Here is an 18,859-nt window from a genome sequence, read left to right as displayed (position 1 = left end):
AAAATAACTTCCGATAGATAATTGGTAAAAGGGAATGAAAGGAATCAAATATGAAAACACTGATTGTAGTAGATATGCAGAATGACTTTATCGATGGTTCACTTGGAACCAGAGAGGCACAAGAAATTGTACCGAAGGTAAAAGAGAAAATCAAAGAGTATCAGGAGCGTGGGGACGAGATCATTTTTACCAGGGATACCCATCAGTCAGATTATCTTAGTACACCGGAGGGAAAGAAGCTTCCGGTGGAGCATTGCATTGAAGGAACAAAGGGCTGGGAGATTGCAGAAGGCTTGGAGGTGCCGGGATGCAGCTGTATTAATAAACCGACCTTTGGATGGACACACTGGTCGGAGAGAAACTTTGAAGAAATAGAATTATGCGGACTTTGTACGGATATCTGTGTGGTATCTAATGCCTTGATTTTGAAAGCGGAATTTCCAGATGTAGAGATTACAGTAGATGCTACATGTTGTGCCGGAGTGACGCCGGAATCCCATAAGGCGGCGCTTACTACTATGAAAATGTGTCAGATTCAGGTAATTGGAGAGTAGAAAGGCGTAATAATTCGAAAAGAATCCCTTCGACGCTTGAACGTCGTTCGTTTTTTGAGTATAATCGTTTCGTAAGGAAGGTGACAGATATGAAGGATACAAGAGTTGATATTTATCATGGAGTAACACCAATTAAGGTAAAACCGTATGAGCACAATGTAAAATATTATGAGACAGACCAGATGGGGATTGTGCATCATTCCAATTATATCCGTTGGATGGAAGAGGCACGCATGGACTTGATGGATCAGATGGGCTTCAGCTATAAACAGATGGAAGACCAGGAAATTATCAGTCCGGTGCTGTCTGTACAGTGTGAATATAAGAGCATGGTACGATTCGGAGATACTGTTGTTATTGAAACAGCCATTGCAGGTTACAATGGAATCAAACTCAGTGTCCGTTATCGTATGACAGACAAAGAGACCGGAGAACTCCGTACCATTGCAGCCAGTGAGCACTGCTTCTTAGATCGTAATGGCAAGCCGATTTCCTTGAAACGGTCATACCCTGAGATAGATACAAAATTCTTCCAGATGATGGATGAGGAAAGTTAGGACAAGATGAGCGAAAAATTAGTTCTGATCGATGGACACAGTATATTAAACCGGGCATTTTTTGGATTACCGGATTTGACCAATGCAGAGGGACTTCATACCAATGCAGTATATGGTTTCTTAAACATTTTATTTAAAATATTAGAGGAAGAGCAGCCGGAGTATCTTACGGTTGCTTTTGATGTGCATGCACCAACATTCCGTCATAAGATGTTTGATGCATACAAGGGAACGAGAAAACCGATGGCAGAAGAATTGCGGCAGCAGGTACCGCTGATGAAAGAAATGCTGCGTGCCATGGGAGTTACGGTAATTGAAAAAGAAGGCTTGGAAGCAGACGACCTATTGGGAACCATAGCAAAGCGCAGTGAAGCAGCAGGCTATGAAGTGTCTGTAGTGTCCGGAGACCGGGACTTATTGCAGCTTGCCAGTGACCATATTAAGATCCGGATTCCAAAGACTAAGCGGACCGGAACGGAAATCGAAGATTATAATACCAAAGAGGTATTGGAAAAATATCAGGTTACACCATTGCAGTTTATTGATGTAAAGGCGCTGATGGGCGATACCGCAGATAATATTCCGGGTGTACCGGGAATCGGCGAAAAGACAGCCACGAACCTGATTGTGGCATATGGCAGCATTGAAAATGCATATGCCCATGTAGAAGAGATTAAGCCAAACCGTGCGAAAGAGATGTTAAAAGAGCATTATGATATGGCACAGTTGAGTAAGACACTGGCTACCATTAAGATAGATGCAGACATCCCATATGATATCAGGGAAGCAAGAATTGGCAATTTATATACACCGGAAGCTTATATGATGTGTAAGCGTCTGGAATTTAAGAATCTTTTGAAACGGTTTGAAGTGGACACACCGGTAAATACCGGAGAGGAAAACTTTAAACGAATCGAGGATTTTGCTGGGGTAGAAGATTTTTTTGAAAAGGCAAAGAAGCAGCAGGCAGCAGGCTTCCAGTTGATTTATGAAAAGGATGTTGTGCTTGGACTTGCAGTTGCATGCACAAAAGAAGATGTGGCATATATTCCGGTTGCGGGATTTGTGACAGAGCAGTATCTATTCGAACAGAGCAGACAGCTTCTTGCAGCAGGCACAGAGATTCGCACCTTTGATTTAAAACCACAGCTTAAATGGATAGAAGCCGATGAAAAGAGTCATATTTTTGATGTGAAAATAGCAGCTTATTTATTAAACCCATTGAAAAATGACTATGCTTATGAAGACATTGCAAAAGACTATCTTGATTTGATGGTGCCATCAAAAGAGGATTATCTTGGAAAGAAAGATTTTGTCACAGCATCGGAAGAAAAGCCGGAAGAATTCTTGAAAATGGCGTGTTATCAGGCATATATTAATTTAATGGCAAAAGAGCCGCTGGCAAAGCAGTTAGAAGAAGAGGGCATGAAAGAACTCTTTGATAAAATAGAAATGCCGCTGGTATATACCTTATCTGATATGGAAAAGGAAGGCATTGCTATTGATGCAGATGCCTTAAAAGAATATGGAGAGAATCTTGCAGTATCCATAGATAAAATTGAAAAAGAAATCTATGAAGAAGCCGGTGAGACCTTTAATATCAATTCACCAAAACAGCTTGGTGTGATTCTTTTTGAAAAATTGCAGATGCCAAATGGCAAGAAGACCAAGACCGGATATTCTACTGCAGCAGATGTACTGGAAAAGCTGGCACCGGATTATCCGATTGTATCAAAAATATTAGAGTACCGTCAGCTGACCAAATTAAAATCCACATATGCCGACGGACTGGCTGCATTTATTGCAGAGGATGGACGGATTCACAGTACATTCCAGCAGACCATAACAGCCACCGGACGTTTAAGCAGTACAGACCCGAATTTACAGAACATTCCAATCCGGATGGAATTGGGACGGCTGATTCGTAAAGTGTTTTTACCGAGAGAAGGTTATGTATTCTTAGACGCGGATTATTCCCAGATAGAGCTTCGTTTGCTGGCACATATGTCAGGAGATAAAAATCTGATTGATGCATATAAGCATGCAGAAGATATTCATGCGATTACTGCATCCAAGGTATTTCATGTGCCGTTCGAAGAAGTAACACCACTGCAGCGAAGAAATGCAAAGGCGGTAAACTTTGGTATTGTCTATGGAATCAGTTCCTTCGGATTAAGTCAGGATTTAAGTATTACAAGAAAAGAAGCAGAACAGTATATTAAGAGCTATTTTGAAACCTATCCGGGAATCAAGTCATTCTTAGACGGACTGGTAGAGGATGGCAGGACAAAAGGCTATGTCACAACAATGTTTGGCAGAAGAAGACCGGTGCCGGAGTTATCCTCCAGTAATTTCATGCAGCGTTCCTTTGGAGAACGTGTGGCAATGAATGCACCGATTCAGGGTTCTGCAGCAGATATTATTAAAATAGCCATGATTCATGTACATGACCGCCTGAAAGAGGAAGGCTTGAAATCAAAACTGATTTTACAGGTACATGACGAACTTTTGGTTGAGACCTGTAAAGAAGAACAGCAGCAGGTAGAGAAGATTTTGAAAGAAGAAATGCTTCATGCAGCAGACCTTGCGGTAACCTTAGAGGTAGATATGCATGCCGGAAATAACTGGTACGAAGCAAAATAGGATAAGGCAGAAATTATGAAATTTATCGGAATTACCGGAGGCGTAGGAGCCGGAAAAACAGAAATATTAAAATACCTTGCCGGCAGAGAAGATACGAAAGTAATGCTGGCGGATGATATCGCAAGAGAACTTTCTGAGCCGGGACAGTCCTGTAACGAAAAATTGCAGGAGCTGTTTGCGGGAACAGATGTTTTTGATGAAAAGGGGAAGATGAACCGTCCGAAGGCGGCAGCCATTATTTTCAAGGATGAAGCCAGGCGGAATGGAATGAATGAGATTTTGCATCCGGCAGTAAAGGAATATGTGCTCCATGTATTAGAGCAGGAAAAGGAAGAAGGCAGGCTTCGTTATCTGGTATTGGAAGCGGCATTATTAATCGAAGAACATTATGATGAAATTTGCGATGAATTATGGTATATTTATACTTCAGAGGAGAATCGCAGAGCAAGGCTGAAGCAGTCGAGAGGCTACAGTGATGAAAAAATCAGTGAAATGTTTGAAAGCCAGCTTTGCGAGAACGAATACCGCAGACATTGCAAAGTGGTAATTGATAATAATGGTACGACGGAAGAAACCATTGCACAGGTAAGAACGATAATAGAGAATGAGGGAGAAAATACCAATGGATAATGCAGAACAGAATGCAAATCAATTTGTATTTGGCTTGGATATCGGAACAAGAAACGTAGTTGGAACAGTTGGATATCGGGAAGGCAAAGACTTCTATGTGGCAGCCCAGTATATGAAAGAGCATGAAACCAGAGCTATGCTGGATGGTCAGATTCATGACATCGGAAGAGTAGGCAGAACAATTGCAGAAGTAAAGGCAGAATTAGAAGGGCAGTTAGAGGCAAAGCTTACCGATGTCTGCATTGCTGCCGCTGGTCGTGTACTGAAAACCGTGACCACCAGCGTGGAATATGAATTCGCAGAAGAGACCGTAGTAACTGCAGAACATATACATACTCTGGATTTACTGGGAGTAGACCATGCCCAGCAGATTTTAAAAGAGAGGAATGATACCCGTTACAAATTTTACTGTGTGGGATATTCCGTTGTAAAATATTATATCAATGATGAAGTCTTTTCCAATATCGAAGGACATAAGGCAGAGAAAATTTCGGAGGATGTTATCGTAACCTTCCTGCCGGAGGACGTTGTAGATGGTCTGTATTCCGCAGTAGGGCAGGCTGGATTAAATGTTGCCAATCTGACTTTGGAGCCTATTGCTGCAATCAACGTAGCAATTCCGGAGGCCTTTCGAATGTTAAATATTGCATTGGTTGATGTGGGAGCCGGAACATCCGACATCTGTGTCACCAGAGACGGAAGCATTATTGCATATGGCATGATTCCTTATGCCGGAGATGAGCTGACCGAATTAATTGTACAGCATTATCTGGTGGATTTTAATATGGCAGAACATATGAAGCTGACATCCGGTATGGCGGATGAAGTGGAATTTACCGATATCATGAGCATTACCCATACGATTCCATCTGAAGAAATCTGGGATTTAACCCATGATACGGTAGATAAGATTACCACTGAAGTAGCAGAGAAAATCAAAGAGTTAAATGGTGATAAATCAGTCAGTGCAGCCTTCGTAGTTGGTGGTGGCGGCAAAATCCATGGATTTACGGAAATGCTTGCAGACAAGCTTGAAATTCCAAGAGAGCGTGTAGCATTACGTGGAGAAGAAGTTTTAAAAGAGGTTCATTTTGCACAGGAAGAGATTAAGAAAGACCCATTACTGGTAACACCGATTGGAATCTGTCTTAATTATTATGACCAGAAGAATAATTTCATTATGGTCCGGTTTAACGGAGAACGCTTAAAGCTTTATGATAACAGCCATCTTACCATTGTGGACGCTGCATTGCAGGCGGGCTTCCCGAATGAAGCACTGTTCCCAAGACGGGGCAAGGCAGTAGAGTTTACCGTAAATGGCAAGCCGAGAATCGTCCGTGGAGAACCGGGAGAATCAGCCATTGTTAAAGTGGACGGAAGAGTAGTCAGCATCAATACACCACTGGTTCCGAATTCCGAGATTACCATAGAAGCCTCTACCATTGGAAAAGAAGCCGTATCTACGATTGAACAGTTAGATGAATATACATCCTCCACCATTACCTTCCAGGTCAATGGCATCAATATTACCTGCCCGAAATTTGTTCAGGTCAATGGAAGCCTTGAACCTTCTAATTATGTTATTCAGGAAGGGGACGAAATCGAAACCAGAAACTTCTATACCATTGGACAGCTGGCAGAGTTTATGGATGTGCGGATTGATGAAGAAGCCGGAATTATCTTAAATGGAAAACCGGCAGATATGGGATCTCTTTGTTATGAGAACTTTGAAATCGAATGGAGTGCTTCTGCCTATGAAAGCGGTGAACGTCATATTTCCTATGGACAGGCAGACCACAGATTTGATGCCGGACCGGAAGAAGTTTCAACAGAAGAAAGCGCAGACAGTGCAGCTGAAGTTCATGAGACAGAAGCTTCTGTGGCAGCTGAATCTGTGACAGACGAAAATGCTGCGGATGAAAATGCAGCAGATGGCATTCAAACGGCAGGTGCAGAGCCGGCAGTTGAAACGAATACAGATTCTGCAGCAGAAGCAGCAGCCGATGCACCGGTGCAGAAACCGACAGAGCCGGAAAGCAAAGAATTACATATTATTGCAAACAATCAGGAAATTACTTTAAGTGGCAAAGAAGAATATGTATTCGTGGATATTTTTGATTATATTGATTTTGATTTGTCAGCATCCCACGGAAGAGCAATTGTAACTTTAATCAATGGCGTGGATGCCCAGTATACACAGGTATTGCAGGACGGCGATAAAATTGAAGTGTACTGGAAAGAGAATTACTAAATAGAAAGAGACATAAGAAAATGGAATTATGCAGTATTGCAAGTGGAAGCAGTGGAAACTGTATCTACGCAGGAACAGAAAGCAGCCATCTGATGATTGATGCCGGAATCAGTGGAAAGCGCATTGAAGCAGGATTAAACAGTATCGGTTTGAAAACCGCGGAAATGCAGGCATTGCTTGTGACCCACGAACATTCAGACCACATTTCCGGTCTTGGCGTGGTAGCAAGAAAATATGGAATTCCAATCTATGCCACGGCAGAGACCATTGAGGCAGTCAAAGGGATTTCCAGTGTGGGAAAAGTAGATGAGACATTGTTTCATCCTATCGAAGCCGGAGTGGAATTTCAGATTGGAGATATTACGGTGGAGCCGGTATCCATTTCCCATGATGCCGCAAATCCGGTGGCATACATCATGAAACAGTCAGATAAAAAGATGGCGGTCATTACTGATTTAGGGAAATATGACAATTATCTTATAGACAAGCTGCAGGATTTAGATGTATTATTGTTAGAAGCAAATCATGATGTGCGTATGCTTCAGGTGGGCAGTTATCCTTATCCTCTGAAACAGCGGATATTAGGGGACAGAGGACATCTTTCCAATGAGAGCAGTGGACAATTTTTAGGGCAGCTTCTGCATGATAAGTTTAAAAAAGTAGTATTGGGGCATCTGAGCAAGGAAAATAATCTGGCAGAACTGGCATATGAGACAGTGCGCCAGGAAGTAGAACAGGGTGAGAACCCGTACCACGGAAATGATTTTCCAATCCAGGTAGCAAAGCGGGACGAAGTGTCTGAGCTTATCCGGATTTAAGAATATTAAGAAAGCAAAAATAAGAGGAGAACAAAATGGAAAAGACACAGAGCAAGACAATTATTACTGTAGTAGGAAAAGATACTGTAGGAATTATCGCAAAAGTTTGTACTTATTTATCAGAACAGCATATCAATGTACTGGATATTTCACAGACTATCATTGACGGATTCTTCAATATGATGATGATTGTTGATTTAAATACATCCAAAACACCATTTGCTGAGTGTTCTGCAGCACTGGAAAAATTAGGTGAGGAAATCGGTGTTACCATCAAATGTCAGAGAGAAGAAATCTTTGATATGATGCACAGAATTTAATACGACTTACATAAAAGGGAACTGCTGTTGGCAGGTCACTAAGGCGTATCAATGAAAATACAGGAAATGAGCTGTGTAGAAAGGCAGAATATAGGAGACAAAAAATGATTAATATAATGGAAGTAAGCGAAACCAATAAAATGGTGGAGCATGAGAACTTAGATGTCCGTACCATTACCATTGGAATCAGTCTTTTGGATTGTATTGATTCTGATTTAAAGAAGTTAAACGATAACATTTATAAGAAAATTACTACAGTGGCAAAGGATCTGGTATCAGCAGGAAATCAGATTGAGCAGGAATTTGGAATCCCAATCGTAAATAAAAGAATTTCCGTTACACCAATTGCACTGGTTGGCGGGGCAGCCTGCAAGACACCGGAAGATTTTGCAACCATCGCAGATACTATGGATGCAGCAGCCAAAGCAGTAGGAGTAAACCTGATTGGTGGATATTCTGCACTGGTATCCAAGGGAATGACAAAGGCAGATGAGCTTTTAATCCGTTCTATTCCAATGGCACTTTGCCGTACCGAAAGAGTCTGCAGTTCTGTAAATCTTGCATCCACAAAAACCGGAATTAACATGGATGCTGTAAAATTAATGGGAGAGATTCTCTTAGAGGTGGCAGAGCAGTCTAAGGACAGAGATTCTGTAGACTGTATGAAACTGGTTGTATTCTGTAATGCGCCGGATGACAACCCGTTTATGGCAGGCGCATTCCATGGTGTAACAGAGGCAGATGCGGTAATCAATGTTGGTGTCAGCGGACCGGGTGTTGTAAAGACTGCACTGGAAAAAGTCCGTGGAGAGAACTTTGAAGTATTATGTGAGACCATCAAGAAGACTGCATTTAAAGTAACCCGTGTAGGTCAGCTTGTAGCACAGGAGGCTTCCAGAATTTTAAATATTCCATTTGGTATTGTAGATTTATCTCTGGCACCAACTCCTGCAATCGGAGACAGTGTAGCAGATATTCTTTGTGAAATTGGTCTTGAATATGCAGGTGCACCGGGAACGACAGCAGCCCTTGCTCTTTTAAATGACCAGGTTAAGAAGGGCGGCGTAATGGCATCTTCTTATGTTGGTGGTTTAAGTGGTGCATTTATTCCGGTCAGCGAAGACCAGGGAATGATTAATGCAGTACAGGCAAATGCCATTACACTGGAGAAATTAGAAGCAATGACCTGTGTATGTTCCGTAGGTCTTGATATGATTGCAATTCCGGGTGATACCAAGGCAACTACCATTTCCGGTATTATTGCAGATGAAATGGCACTTGGAATGATTAACCAGAAGACTACAGCAGCCCGTCTGATTCCGGTAATCGGAAAGGGAGTAGGCGATACTGTAGAATTTGGTGGATTATTCGGCTATGCACCGATTATGCCGGTAAACCAGTATTCCTGTGATGCATTTATCAACCGTGGGGGAAGAATTCCTGCACCAATTCACAGCTTTAAGAACTAGGATTTTTTGAAATGGAGAAAGAAAATGAGTGATATCCGTAAACTTGTGTTTTTTGAACGAGGCGTAGAAACATTAACTTATTTTTCACATGAGATGGCAGCGTCATTTCGCAAGATGGGATATCAGATTTTCTTCTTCGACATTCAGGCAGAATATGCTGACACGAAACGATTAAGCCGCTTTTTAAAAAGTGGCGAGACCGCAGTCATTACCTTTAACTTTATCGGATTAAGCGGAGAGGAGTTCCTGTTGGAAACAGAGTCTCAGTCTGTCTTTGCCAGCAGAAATATTCCGGTCTATTGTATTCTTGTGGACCATCCGTTGTATTATCATAAGCAGCTTGATGAGACAATTCCGAATCTGACTGTGTTCTGCATCGACCGTCAGCATATTTCTTATATGAAACGGTTTTATAAAGGGATTCCCTGTCATTTTTTACCATTGGCAGGGAATTTTCTGATGGATAAGGAAGAACGTATTTCTACAGACTTTATTCCATATGAGAACCGGGAATATGAAGTGGGTTTTATCGCAAACTATGTGCATCTTCCGGCAATTGAAGAGCATTTTACCAGCCAGACGAAGGAATATATTGATTTCTATCATGAGATATTAAATTATCTCCGCCTGCATCCGTCAGAGCCGTTAGATTCTGCCATGGAGCATTTTGTCCGCCGGGAGATTCCGGAAGTAACGGAGCGGGAGCTGATGGCATGCTTTGCAGGAATGCTTTTTTTGGATATGTATAACCGGACTTATTTCCGTGGAGAAACGGTGCGGACATTGGTAGATAATGGAGTACGGGTGTATGTTTTTGGAAAGGGCTGGGAGAATCTTAAAGTAAAACATCCGGAGAATCTTATTTTAAACGGAAGACAGCTGGATTCTGCTGAATGCGTAAAAATCATCCAGAATACCAAGATTGCATTGAATACCATGCCGTGGTTTAAGGATGGCGCCCATGACAGAATTTTTACAGCTATGTTAAATAAGGCAGTGTCCTTAACGGATGACAGCATTTATTTAAAGGAGCGTTTCTGTGACGGAAAGGATCTGGCATTTTATGAGTTAGAGCATCTGGATGCATTGCCGGAGCAGGTATTATCCATGCTGGGGCATCCGAAGAAAATGAAAGAAATCATAGAATATTCTTATGAACGGGCACTTAAGGAAGATACCTGGGCGAACCGTGCAGAACGTCTGAGAGAGTTCTTATAGAAATAGAAAATCTTATGAAGGGGAGTCCTTAGAGGAAGAATTCCTTGACAAGTGTTTTGGAATATGTTTTACTAAATTCAGGTCATATGACTGACGGAACCGTGGGAATAACCACATGAAGTATGACCTGAGAAAGCCGACCGTCTGGGCAGTTAAGCTCGGGATACGTGTCGGTATTTTTTATGCATGCAAACAGGAAAAGTCACAGGGAAAATTCGAAAGAGAAAGAGACTTTGACGAAAGCTGCAGCAACTTTAAAAATTACATGGAGCGTAAGAAGGAGGAACAAAAATGAAGATGACTTCATTAGCAGAAGAACTTGGAAGCACTACTTATCCGGGAAGAGGAATTGTAATTGGAAAGTCGAAGAATGGAAAGTATGCGGTAACTGCTTATTTTATCATGGGAAGAAGCGAGAATAGCCGTAACCGTGTATTTGTTGAGGATGGAGAAGGAATCCGTACCCAGGCATTTGACCCTGCAAAATTAAGTGACCCAAGTCTTATTATTTATGCACCGGTTCGCGTACTGGGCAATAAGACCATTGTAACCAATGGAGACCAGACAGATACCATTTATGAACTGATGGATAAACAGCAGACCTTCGAACAGGCATTAAGAACCAGAAAGTTCGAGCCGGACGCACCGAACTATACACCACGTATTTCCGGAATCATGCATGTGGAAGATGGAAAATACAATTATGCAATGTCTATTTTAAAGAGCAACAATGGTAATCCGGATGCCTGCAACCGTTATACATTTGCTTATGAGAATCCGGTAGCTGGGGAAGGACATTTCATTCATACTTATATGAATGATGGAAATCCATTACCAAGCTTTGAAGGCGAACCGGTACTGGTTGATATCGGAGATGACATTGATGCATTTACCGAGCTGGTATGGAATAACCTGAATGCAGACAATAAGGTATCCTTATTTGTAAGATATATTGATATTGAAACCGGAAAATATGAAAGCCGCATTGTAAACAAGAACAAATAGGATTTTGTGAATAAGATTCGTGCGAGAGAGGAAAATAAAATGAAAGAATTAGAATTAAAATATGGTTGTAACCCAAATCAGAAACCATCCAGAATTTACATGGAAAATGGCGAATTGCCAATCAAAGTATTAAATGGTAAACCAGGTTATATTAACTTCTTAGACGCATTCAATGGCTGGCAGTTAGTAAAAGAATTAAAGAAAGCAACCGGACTTCCGGCAGCCACTTCTTTTAAACATGTTTCTCCGGCAGGTGCAGCAGTGGGACTTCCACTTTCTGAAGTAGAGCGTAAGATTTACTGGGTAGATGACATGGATGTAGAATTTACACCGATTGCTAATGCATATGCAAGAGCAAGAGGCGCTGACCGTATGTCCTCTTTCGGAGATTTCATTTCTCTTTCTGATGTTTGTGATAAAGCAACCGCACTTTTAATTAAAAGAGAAGTATCTGATGGAGTCATTGCACCGGGCTATGATGATGACGCATTAGAAATTTTAAAAGCAAAGAAAAATGGCAATTACAATGTCATTGAAATTGATCCTGACTATATTCCGGACCCAATCGAGCGGAAACAGGTATTTGGCGTTACCTTTGAGCAGGGAAGAAATGAGTTAAATATTGACGAGCATTTCTTTGACAATATTGTAACAGAAAACAAAGAGCTGCCGGAATCAGCAAAGAGAGATCTGGCAATTTCCATGATTACTTTAAAATATACACAGTCTAACTCCGTATGTTATGTAAAAGACGGACAGGCAATCGGTATTGGTGCCGGACAGCAGTCCCGTATCCACTGTACCAGATTAGCTGGCTCCAAAGCAGATAACTGGTGGTTACGCCAGTCTCCACAGGTACTGAATCTGCCATTTTTAGATAAAATCCGCAGAGCTGACCGTGATAATGCAATCGACCTTTACATTGGCGAGGATTATATGGACGTACTTGCAGATGGCGAATGGGAGAAGATATTTAAGACCAGACCTGCTGTATTTACGGCAGAAGAAAAACGTGCATGGTTAGATAAGAATACCGGAGTATCTCTTGGCTCTGATGCGTTCTTCCCATTTGGAGATAACATCGAGCGCGCCCACAGAAGTGGCGTGCAGTATGTAGCACAGCCGGGCGGATCTATCCGTGATGACCATGTAATCGAAACCTGTAACAAATATGGTATGGTGATGAGCTTTACCGGAATCCGTCTGTTCCACCACTAAGAGCTGGAAAATCAGATAGGATTTGAAAGATAAGATTTTGTTTTGTGAAAGGACATTTAGTTCCTGCTATAAAATTCCGCAGTTACTAAGCAGTTTGTTTTTCTTTTTGAGATAAAAACAGTCTTTCCAATGTTTGACAAGATGTCTGTACGGTTCGTCGAAGTACGGATGCATAATAAAGGCTGTTAGGGGCACTTGGAATTTCGTCTGGCAACAGGCAACGCTGGCACAGGGATGTGCCAGCGAGGCGCATTTGAACATGGATGTGAATTTGCGCCGGTTGCCAGATAATGTGATGTATTATCCGAAATTCCCAGTGCCCCTTGCAGGCTTTATAGAGCATCCGTACCCGACGGACAGTGCAGACATCCAGTCAAAGCAACGGAAAGACAGTTTACATTCAAGAAAAACAAACTGCTAAGAACTGCTGAAATTTTACTGCCAAAGAACTAAGATGTCCTTTTACAATCAAAATCTTAGTTCTTATCAAACGCTCTTTTGATTTTCCCACCAACCAAATGGTGGAATCAGACGGCACGGCAAATTCACACCCTTACAATATTGCGTACAAACTCGCTTCTGGCATCCTGCCCGGTTTTCACGGACAGGATGTTTTCATATAATTCTCCAGCAAAGACATCCAGATCAAAAAGGCGTGCAGCATCAGAAGATAGCATAGAGGCTGCGTTGGCACTCTTAGAAATCATCGGAACATCCGCATAATTGCTTAAAATCGTGAGGAGCCGGGAGGCGTCTTTGCGGAATCCTAAGATACGAAGATAAGGAATGTAATCTAAGGATTTTCCCAAACGATAATCTTCAGATGTAATCTGAAGCAGAAGGTGAGTGAAAATCCGGCTGATTCTGGTATAAGTCATATCCTTTGTTTTCAGTAACTGGCAGAACTGCTCAAAGGAATGAAACTGTTTTTGCAAATTTTTTATCCGGTGGGCAATTGCTTCATTGGAATCACCACAGAAAGCCAGTTGTGCTTCACTCTGCTGTAACAGAAGGTAGGAAAGTAGAGCAGAAAAATCATTGGCAGAAACCGGCGGATAAAGATTAAGATACTTTTTTAAAATAGAATAAGCAGCTTCCGGCAGATATGAATTTAATGTAGTGATGTCATTCCAGCCGTTTGAAAGAAGCTCTTTTCTTATGGCAGTGGCAGAGGAAAGACTGCTGTTAAGTGCCGCTTCGTGATAGCTGTCTCCGGTCCGCTGAATCAGATAAGGGGTGATGGCGGCATTCTGAGCCTGAATCGCTTTTAAATATTCAATAGCAAGAATATTATTTGGCTCATTTAAAAGGCAGGCAAGTTCATCGGCCGGGATTTGCGGGTTGGCTTCTTTTAAATAGCTGCATACCGCCTGACTTCTTGCGGCAGGATAGGACATTCCTTTTTTGAGACAGGAAGAGAGAACTTCTTTGTAGTCCTCAGGTTCGGATACGAGCAGGGAAGCAACTTCTTTTAATAAAGAAAGGTTGTCTGTTTCTGCACCAAAGCAGAGGGTGTCTACGCAGCCACATTTACGCATGAGTGCAACACCTGCAGAAGCAAAAAGTTCGGCAGAAGCAGTTGCCCAGAGGGCTGGCAGCTCAATTACCAGGTCAGCACCGCAGCTTAAAGCCATTTCTGTTCGTGCATATTTGTCAATAAGAGCCGGTTCTCCCCGCTGGACGAAATTTCCACTCATGGCTGCGATAACGAAGTCAGCCTGGGTCAGGGAACGGATTTTTTTTATCTGGTAAGCATGACCGTTATGAAACGGATTGTATTCTGCAATGATTCCTATGATGCGCATAAGTCCTCCAAAGTTACAAATAATATAGTTCTATCATAGCATTATTCCCATATTTTTGGCAAATTACTTATGGAAAGTATTCATAAGAAGAATTTCGAAAAAATATTTTTCTTTGCATTTTTTCAGACACTGTACTTGAACACCATTTAAAATAGGCGTATACTAAATATACATATGCGGATTTGTAACAATGAACCGTAAAAAAATAGCAGTGAGGAGAAAACAGATGAACGTATTAGTTATTAACTGTGGAAGTTCTTCTTTGAAGTATCAGCTTATTAATTCAGATACAGAAGCTGTACTGGCTAAAGGACTTTGTGAAAGAATCGGAATTGATGGAAGATTAGTATACCAGCTTGCTGGCCATGATAAAGAGATAACAGAAGCACCAATGCCGACCCATAAAGAAGGTATCCAGATGGTACTAGATGCACTGGTAAACCCAAAGACAGGTGCGGTAAAGAGTCTTTCTGAAATTGATGCAGTAGGACATCGTGTCGTACATGGTGGTGAGAAATTTGCCCAGTCTGTTGTATTAAATGAAGAAGTATTAGCAAAAGTGGAAGAGTGTAATGAGCTTGCACCACTTCATAACCCTGCAAACTTAATTGGTATTCGTGTATGTCAGGAACTTATGCCTGGTGTACCAATGGTAGGTGTGTTTGATACTGCTTTCCATCAGACCATGCCACAGAAGGCTTATCTTTATGGTCTGCCATATGAATATTATGAGAAATACAAGGTAAGACGTTACGGTTTTCACGGAACAAGCCACAGCTTCGTATCCAAACGTCTGGCTGAGTTCTTAAATCTTGATTATAACCATTCCAGACTGATTGTTGCCCACCTTGGAAACGGAGCATCCATCAGTGCTGTATTAGATGGTAAATGTGTAGATACCTCTATGGGACTTACTCCATTAGAGGGACTTGTAATGGGAACACGTTCCGGTGACATTGACCCGGCAATCATGGAATTCATTGCAAAGAAAGAAAACCTTGACATCGACGGAATTATGGATGTATTAAATAAAAAATCCGGTGTAGAGGGACTTTCCGGTGTGTCCAGTGATTTCCGTGACCTCGAGGCTGCTTATCATGAAGGAAATCCAAGAGCAATTGCAGCATGTGAAGTATTTGCTTACCGTGTAGCAAAATATATCGGTGCTTATGTGGCTGCAATGAACGGAGTAGATGCCATTGCATTTACTGCAGGAATTGGTGAGAATACATCATTCATCCGTGAGAAGATTCTTGCATACTTCGGATATCTTGGAATTACCATGGATAAGGAAGCAAATATGGTTCGTGGAGAGGATAAGATTATTTCTACTCCGGATTCCAAAGTAACCGTATGCATTATCCCGACCAACGAGGAACTTGCAATTGCAAGAGAAACCGTAGCTTTGGTAGGCTAAAAAGGAAAAATATTGTTGACAAAAGCTATAGTGCTATGTATAATTGTTTAGGTGTGAAAAGGAGACAAACGTGATATTAGATTTAACCGATGTATGTTCATGTGAAAATAAAGAGCTTACGAAAGAGGCTGAAATTGAATTGACATCCTTTGATTCAAAGTTAGGTGTGTTTCCGTTCATAGAGAAAAAGCCATTCGAGCTGCGTATCGTTAACGAAGAGAATAAGGATTTACTGATTCACGGAGAAACGGACGTAAGGATAGCAATACCATGTGACCGCTGCTTGGAAGAAGTTCCAACAGATTTCCACCTTGTATTCGATAAGAAGTTCCCATTGGAAGATGCGGATGCTTCGGAAGAAGAGATGGATGAGGCAGACTACATGAAAGGATTTCAGCTTGATATTGATAAAATGGTCTATGATGAAATCTTGGTGAACTGGCCAATGAAGGTTCTGTGCAGAGAGGATTGCAAGGGGATTTGTAAGAAATGCGGTACGAATCTGAATGTCAAGACTTGTGACTGCGAGAAATCTGAGCTGGACCCGAGAATGGCAGCAATTCAAGATATTTTCAATAAATTTAAGGAGGTGTAACCAGATGTCAATTTGTCCAAAGAACAAATCTTCCAAAGGAAGAAGAGATAAAAGAAGAGCAAACTGGAAAATGACTGCTCCAAGTTTAGTAAAATGCAGTAAGTGCGGCGCTTTGATGATGCCTCACAGAGTATGTAAGAACTGCGGTTCATACAACAAGAAAGAAATTATTCCTCAGGACTAATTAAGAAGTGACCGGGAGTGTTTGCAAAAACACTCCCTTTTTACTTTATGAAAAAGATAGGCATTTGCAGAACGATTCAGGTTTTGCGAATGCCTATTCATAGAAAAGGAGAAGGTATGAGCAATATTTTTAATTATAATAATAAGCTCTTTAGTGCATTTGATAAAGTGATTAACATATTCTGCCTGAGTTTAATCTGGTTCATGGCATGTATTCCGGTTTTTACCATTGGAGCATCCTGCACTGCACTTTATTATGCAGTGAATAAAGTAATCCGCCATGGCAGAGGATATATCTGGAAAGAGTTCTGGTCATCCTTCCGTTCTAATTTTAAACAGGCAACCGTAATCTGGCTGATTTTCTTACTGATTGGTCTTGTTATGGGAGCAGACTGGTTTATCATGTTCCAGTTTATGAAAGCCGGAGCAGCGTGGGGCAAGGCTTTTGTGATTTTCGTTGTTATGCTGGTATTTGAGATTGCAATCTGGTTATATGTATATCCGAACATTGCCCGTTTTGAAAATACCAATAAAGCAATTGTAAAGAATGCGGCACTGATGTCATTTGCACATCTGCCAAAGACCATTCTCATGCTGGTGATTTTGCTGGTAATTGCATTTTTAGTATATCTGATTCCATTTTTATTAATTTTTGCACCGGCGGCATTTATTGCAATTCAGAATGGAATTATGGAGAAGATTTTCTTGCGTTATATGTCAGAGGAGGACATTGCCAAAGAAGAGGAACGGAACCGGGAATATTTCAATTAGTTTTCTGTTGATTTCTATGGAAAGTTATAGTATATTTCAATATAGGCTTAATGTGATGGCAGATTTACAGGAGGAATGTATATGCAGGAAGTCATTAGAGTGGCAGTTGATGCAATGGGAGGCGACAACGCGCCGGGCGAAATTGTAAAAGGTGCCATCGAGGCAGTAAATACACGCAGAGATATACAGGTTGTACTGGTTGGACAGCAGGAAGTTATTGCTGAAGAATTGAAAAAGTATACCTATGAGAAAGACCAGATTGAAATTAAGAATGCAACAGAAGTAATTGAGACTGCGGAACATCCGGTAAATGCAATTCGTAAGAAAAAGGATTCATCAATTGTTGTGGGAATGAATATGGTAAAACAGAAGGAAGCAGATGCATTTGTATCGGCAGGAAGTTCCGGAGCCGTATTAGTTGGTGGACAGGTGATTGTAGGAAGAATCCGTGGTATCGAGCGTCCGCCTTTGGCACCGCTGATTCCGACCGAGACAGGAGTATCCCTGCTCATTGATTGTGGAGCAAATGTAGATGCCCGTTCTTCACATCTGGTACAGTTTGCCAGGATGGGTTCCATTTATATGGAAAATGTTGTGGGAATCAAGAACCCGAGAGTTGCAATCGTAAATATCGGAGCAGAAGAAGAAAAAGGAAATGCACTGGTAAAGGAAACATATCCTTTATTAAAAGAATGCAAGGATATCAATTTTGTGGGAAGTATTGAAGCAAGAGAGATACCACATGGCGGAGCAGATGTCATTGTCTGTGAAGCGTTTGTAGGAAATGTAATCCTTAAACTTTATGAAGGACTTTCCAGTACGCTGATTGGTGTAGTAAAGCAGGGAATGCTCAGCAGCCTAAAGAGTAAGATTGGTGCAGCATTGGCATTGCCGGCACTGAAGAGGACATTAAAATCTTTCGATGCATCCCAGTATGGCGGGGCACCATTGCTTGGACTGAATGGACTGGTGGTTAAAACACATGGAAGCTCCAAGGCGAAGGAAGTAAAGAATTCCATCATTCAGTGTGTTACATTTAAAGAACAGGATATCAATAATAAAATCAAAAAAAATATAGTAATTTCTGAAACAGAAGAATAGAAAGGAAAAGATTATGGAATTTGAAAAACTGAAAAAAATTATTGCAGAAGTCCTGAATGTGGACGAAGAAGAGATTAGTATGGAAACTACTTTTGTAGATGACCTTGGCGCAGATTCATTGGATGTTTTCCAGATTATCATGGGTCTGGAGGAAGAATTTGATATTGAGATTCCAAATGAAGAAGCAGAGAAAATTGTTACTGTAGGCGATGCGGTAGAGCAGATAAAGAGTGCGCTGAACTAAAAGCAGAATAGATAGTATTCTTCAAAGGAAGCATATTGTGCGAAAGAGTCCGGCATGCCG

Annotated in this window: 18 protein-coding genes and 1 riboswitch; of the genes, 17 read left to right on the top strand and 1 reads right to left on the bottom strand. The window is 41.4% G+C overall.

What is annotated here, in order from left to right; all coding sequences use genetic code 11:
• Window positions 1-50: 50 nt before the first annotated feature.
• The 11 genes from DWW33_RS02905 to DWW33_RS02850 all read left to right on the top strand — a co-directional run bounded on the left by DWW33_RS02905 (window position 51) and on the right by DWW33_RS02850 (window position 12,683).
• Window positions 51-554 carry a cysteine hydrolase family protein gene (locus DWW33_RS02905; protein ID WP_117698751.1) on the top strand — a complete coding sequence of 168 codons (504 nt, stop codon included), beginning with the start codon at window positions 51-53 and terminating at the stop codon, window positions 552-554.
• Window positions 555-643: 89 nt separating this feature from the next.
• Window positions 644-1,111, top strand: a complete 468-nt coding sequence (locus DWW33_RS02900; RefSeq protein WP_117947003.1) for an acyl-CoA thioesterase — start codon at window positions 644-646, stop codon at window positions 1,109-1,111.
• A 6-nt stretch (window positions 1,112-1,117) separates the two neighbouring features.
• Entirely contained in the window at window positions 1,118-3,754 is a 2,637-nt protein-coding gene (gene polA / locus DWW33_RS02895) for a DNA polymerase I (protein ID WP_117947004.1), read from the top strand.
• 15 nt (window positions 3,755-3,769) lie between these two features.
• Window positions 3,770-4,384 carry a dephospho-CoA kinase gene (gene coaE, locus DWW33_RS02890; RefSeq protein ID WP_022244071.1) on the top strand — a complete coding sequence of 205 codons (615 nt, stop codon included), beginning with the start codon at window positions 3,770-3,772 and terminating at the stop codon, window positions 4,382-4,384.
• Window positions 4,377-6,635 (top strand): cell division FtsA domain-containing protein, encoded by a 2,259-nt coding sequence (locus DWW33_RS02885; protein WP_117947005.1) that lies wholly within the window; start codon window positions 4,377-4,379, stop codon window positions 6,633-6,635. Before coaE ends, DWW33_RS02885 begins: the two co-directional genes overlap by 8 nt.
• A 20-nt stretch (window positions 6,636-6,655) precedes the next feature.
• A complete protein-coding gene (locus DWW33_RS02880) occupies window positions 6,656-7,453 on the top strand; it encodes an MBL fold metallo-hydrolase (protein ID WP_117698746.1) in 798 nt (265 codons plus the stop codon).
• Between the two features lie 35 nt (window positions 7,454-7,488).
• The gene (locus DWW33_RS02875; protein WP_022244074.1) at window positions 7,489-7,773 is read left to right on the top strand and encodes an ACT domain-containing protein; all 285 of its coding nucleotides are present in this window, start codon (window positions 7,489-7,491) and stop codon (window positions 7,771-7,773) included.
• A gap of 104 nt (window positions 7,774-7,877) precedes the next feature.
• Window positions 7,878-9,242 carry a PFL family protein gene (locus DWW33_RS02870; protein ID WP_117698745.1) on the top strand — a complete coding sequence of 455 codons (1,365 nt, stop codon included), beginning with the start codon at window positions 7,878-7,880 and terminating at the stop codon, window positions 9,240-9,242.
• A 24-nt stretch (window positions 9,243-9,266) separates the two neighbouring features.
• The gene (locus DWW33_RS02865) at window positions 9,267-10,460 is read left to right on the top strand and encodes a glycosyltransferase family protein (protein ID WP_118638793.1); all 1,194 of its coding nucleotides are present in this window, start codon (window positions 9,267-9,269) and stop codon (window positions 10,458-10,460) included.
• Window positions 10,461-10,536: 76 nt separating this feature from the next.
• Window positions 10,537-10,617: riboswitch (ZMP/ZTP riboswitch) on the top strand.
• 134 nt (window positions 10,618-10,751) lie between these two features.
• Entirely contained in the window at window positions 10,752-11,465 is a 714-nt protein-coding gene (locus tag DWW33_RS02855; protein ID WP_118638792.1) for an IMP cyclohydrolase, read from the top strand.
• Between the two features lie 39 nt (window positions 11,466-11,504).
• Window positions 11,505-12,683 carry a phosphoribosylaminoimidazolecarboxamide formyltransferase gene (locus tag DWW33_RS02850; protein WP_117841215.1) on the top strand — a complete coding sequence of 393 codons (1,179 nt, stop codon included), beginning with the start codon at window positions 11,505-11,507 and terminating at the stop codon, window positions 12,681-12,683.
• 545 nt (window positions 12,684-13,228) lie between these two features.
• Here DWW33_RS02850 and DWW33_RS02845 read toward each other — a convergent pair.
• Complete coding sequence (locus DWW33_RS02845; RefSeq protein ID WP_118638791.1) at window positions 13,229-14,488, bottom strand: nucleotidyltransferase; 1,260 nt, start codon at window positions 14,486-14,488, stop codon at window positions 13,229-13,231.
• Window positions 14,489-14,714: 226 nt separating this feature from the next.
• On the opposite strand from DWW33_RS02845, the gene DWW33_RS02840 reads away from it, so the two are divergent.
• From DWW33_RS02840 to acpP, 6 genes are all read left to right on the top strand, one after another.
• Complete coding sequence (locus tag DWW33_RS02840; protein WP_118638790.1) at window positions 14,715-15,905, top strand: acetate kinase; 1,191 nt, start codon at window positions 14,715-14,717, stop codon at window positions 15,903-15,905.
• A gap of 70 nt (window positions 15,906-15,975) precedes the next feature.
• The gene (locus tag DWW33_RS02835; RefSeq protein ID WP_022244082.1) at window positions 15,976-16,500 is read left to right on the top strand and encodes a YceD family protein; all 525 of its coding nucleotides are present in this window, start codon (window positions 15,976-15,978) and stop codon (window positions 16,498-16,500) included.
• Window positions 16,501-16,504: 4 nt separating this feature from the next.
• Window positions 16,505-16,684 (top strand): 50S ribosomal protein L32, encoded by a 180-nt coding sequence (gene rpmF / locus DWW33_RS02830; protein WP_022244083.1) that lies wholly within the window; start codon window positions 16,505-16,507, stop codon window positions 16,682-16,684.
• A gap of 116 nt (window positions 16,685-16,800) precedes the next feature.
• Window positions 16,801-17,454 (top strand): YesL family protein, encoded by a 654-nt coding sequence (locus DWW33_RS02825; protein WP_022244084.1) that lies wholly within the window; start codon window positions 16,801-16,803, stop codon window positions 17,452-17,454.
• A gap of 81 nt (window positions 17,455-17,535) precedes the next feature.
• Complete coding sequence (plsX, locus tag DWW33_RS02820) at window positions 17,536-18,555, top strand: phosphate acyltransferase PlsX (RefSeq protein WP_117841212.1); 1,020 nt, start codon at window positions 17,536-17,538, stop codon at window positions 18,553-18,555.
• Between the two features lie 13 nt (window positions 18,556-18,568).
• Window positions 18,569-18,799 (top strand): acyl carrier protein, encoded by a 231-nt coding sequence (gene acpP / locus DWW33_RS02815; RefSeq protein ID WP_022244086.1) that lies wholly within the window; start codon window positions 18,569-18,571, stop codon window positions 18,797-18,799.
• Window positions 18,800-18,859 lie beyond the last annotated feature (60 nt).

Origin of the sequence: Roseburia sp. AF15-21 (genome assembly GCF_003479505.1) — a bacterium.
Lineage (GTDB): Bacteria > Bacillota > Clostridia > Lachnospirales > Lachnospiraceae > Roseburia_C > Roseburia_C amylophila.
This window is presented reverse-complemented; position numbering and strand designations above follow the sequence as displayed.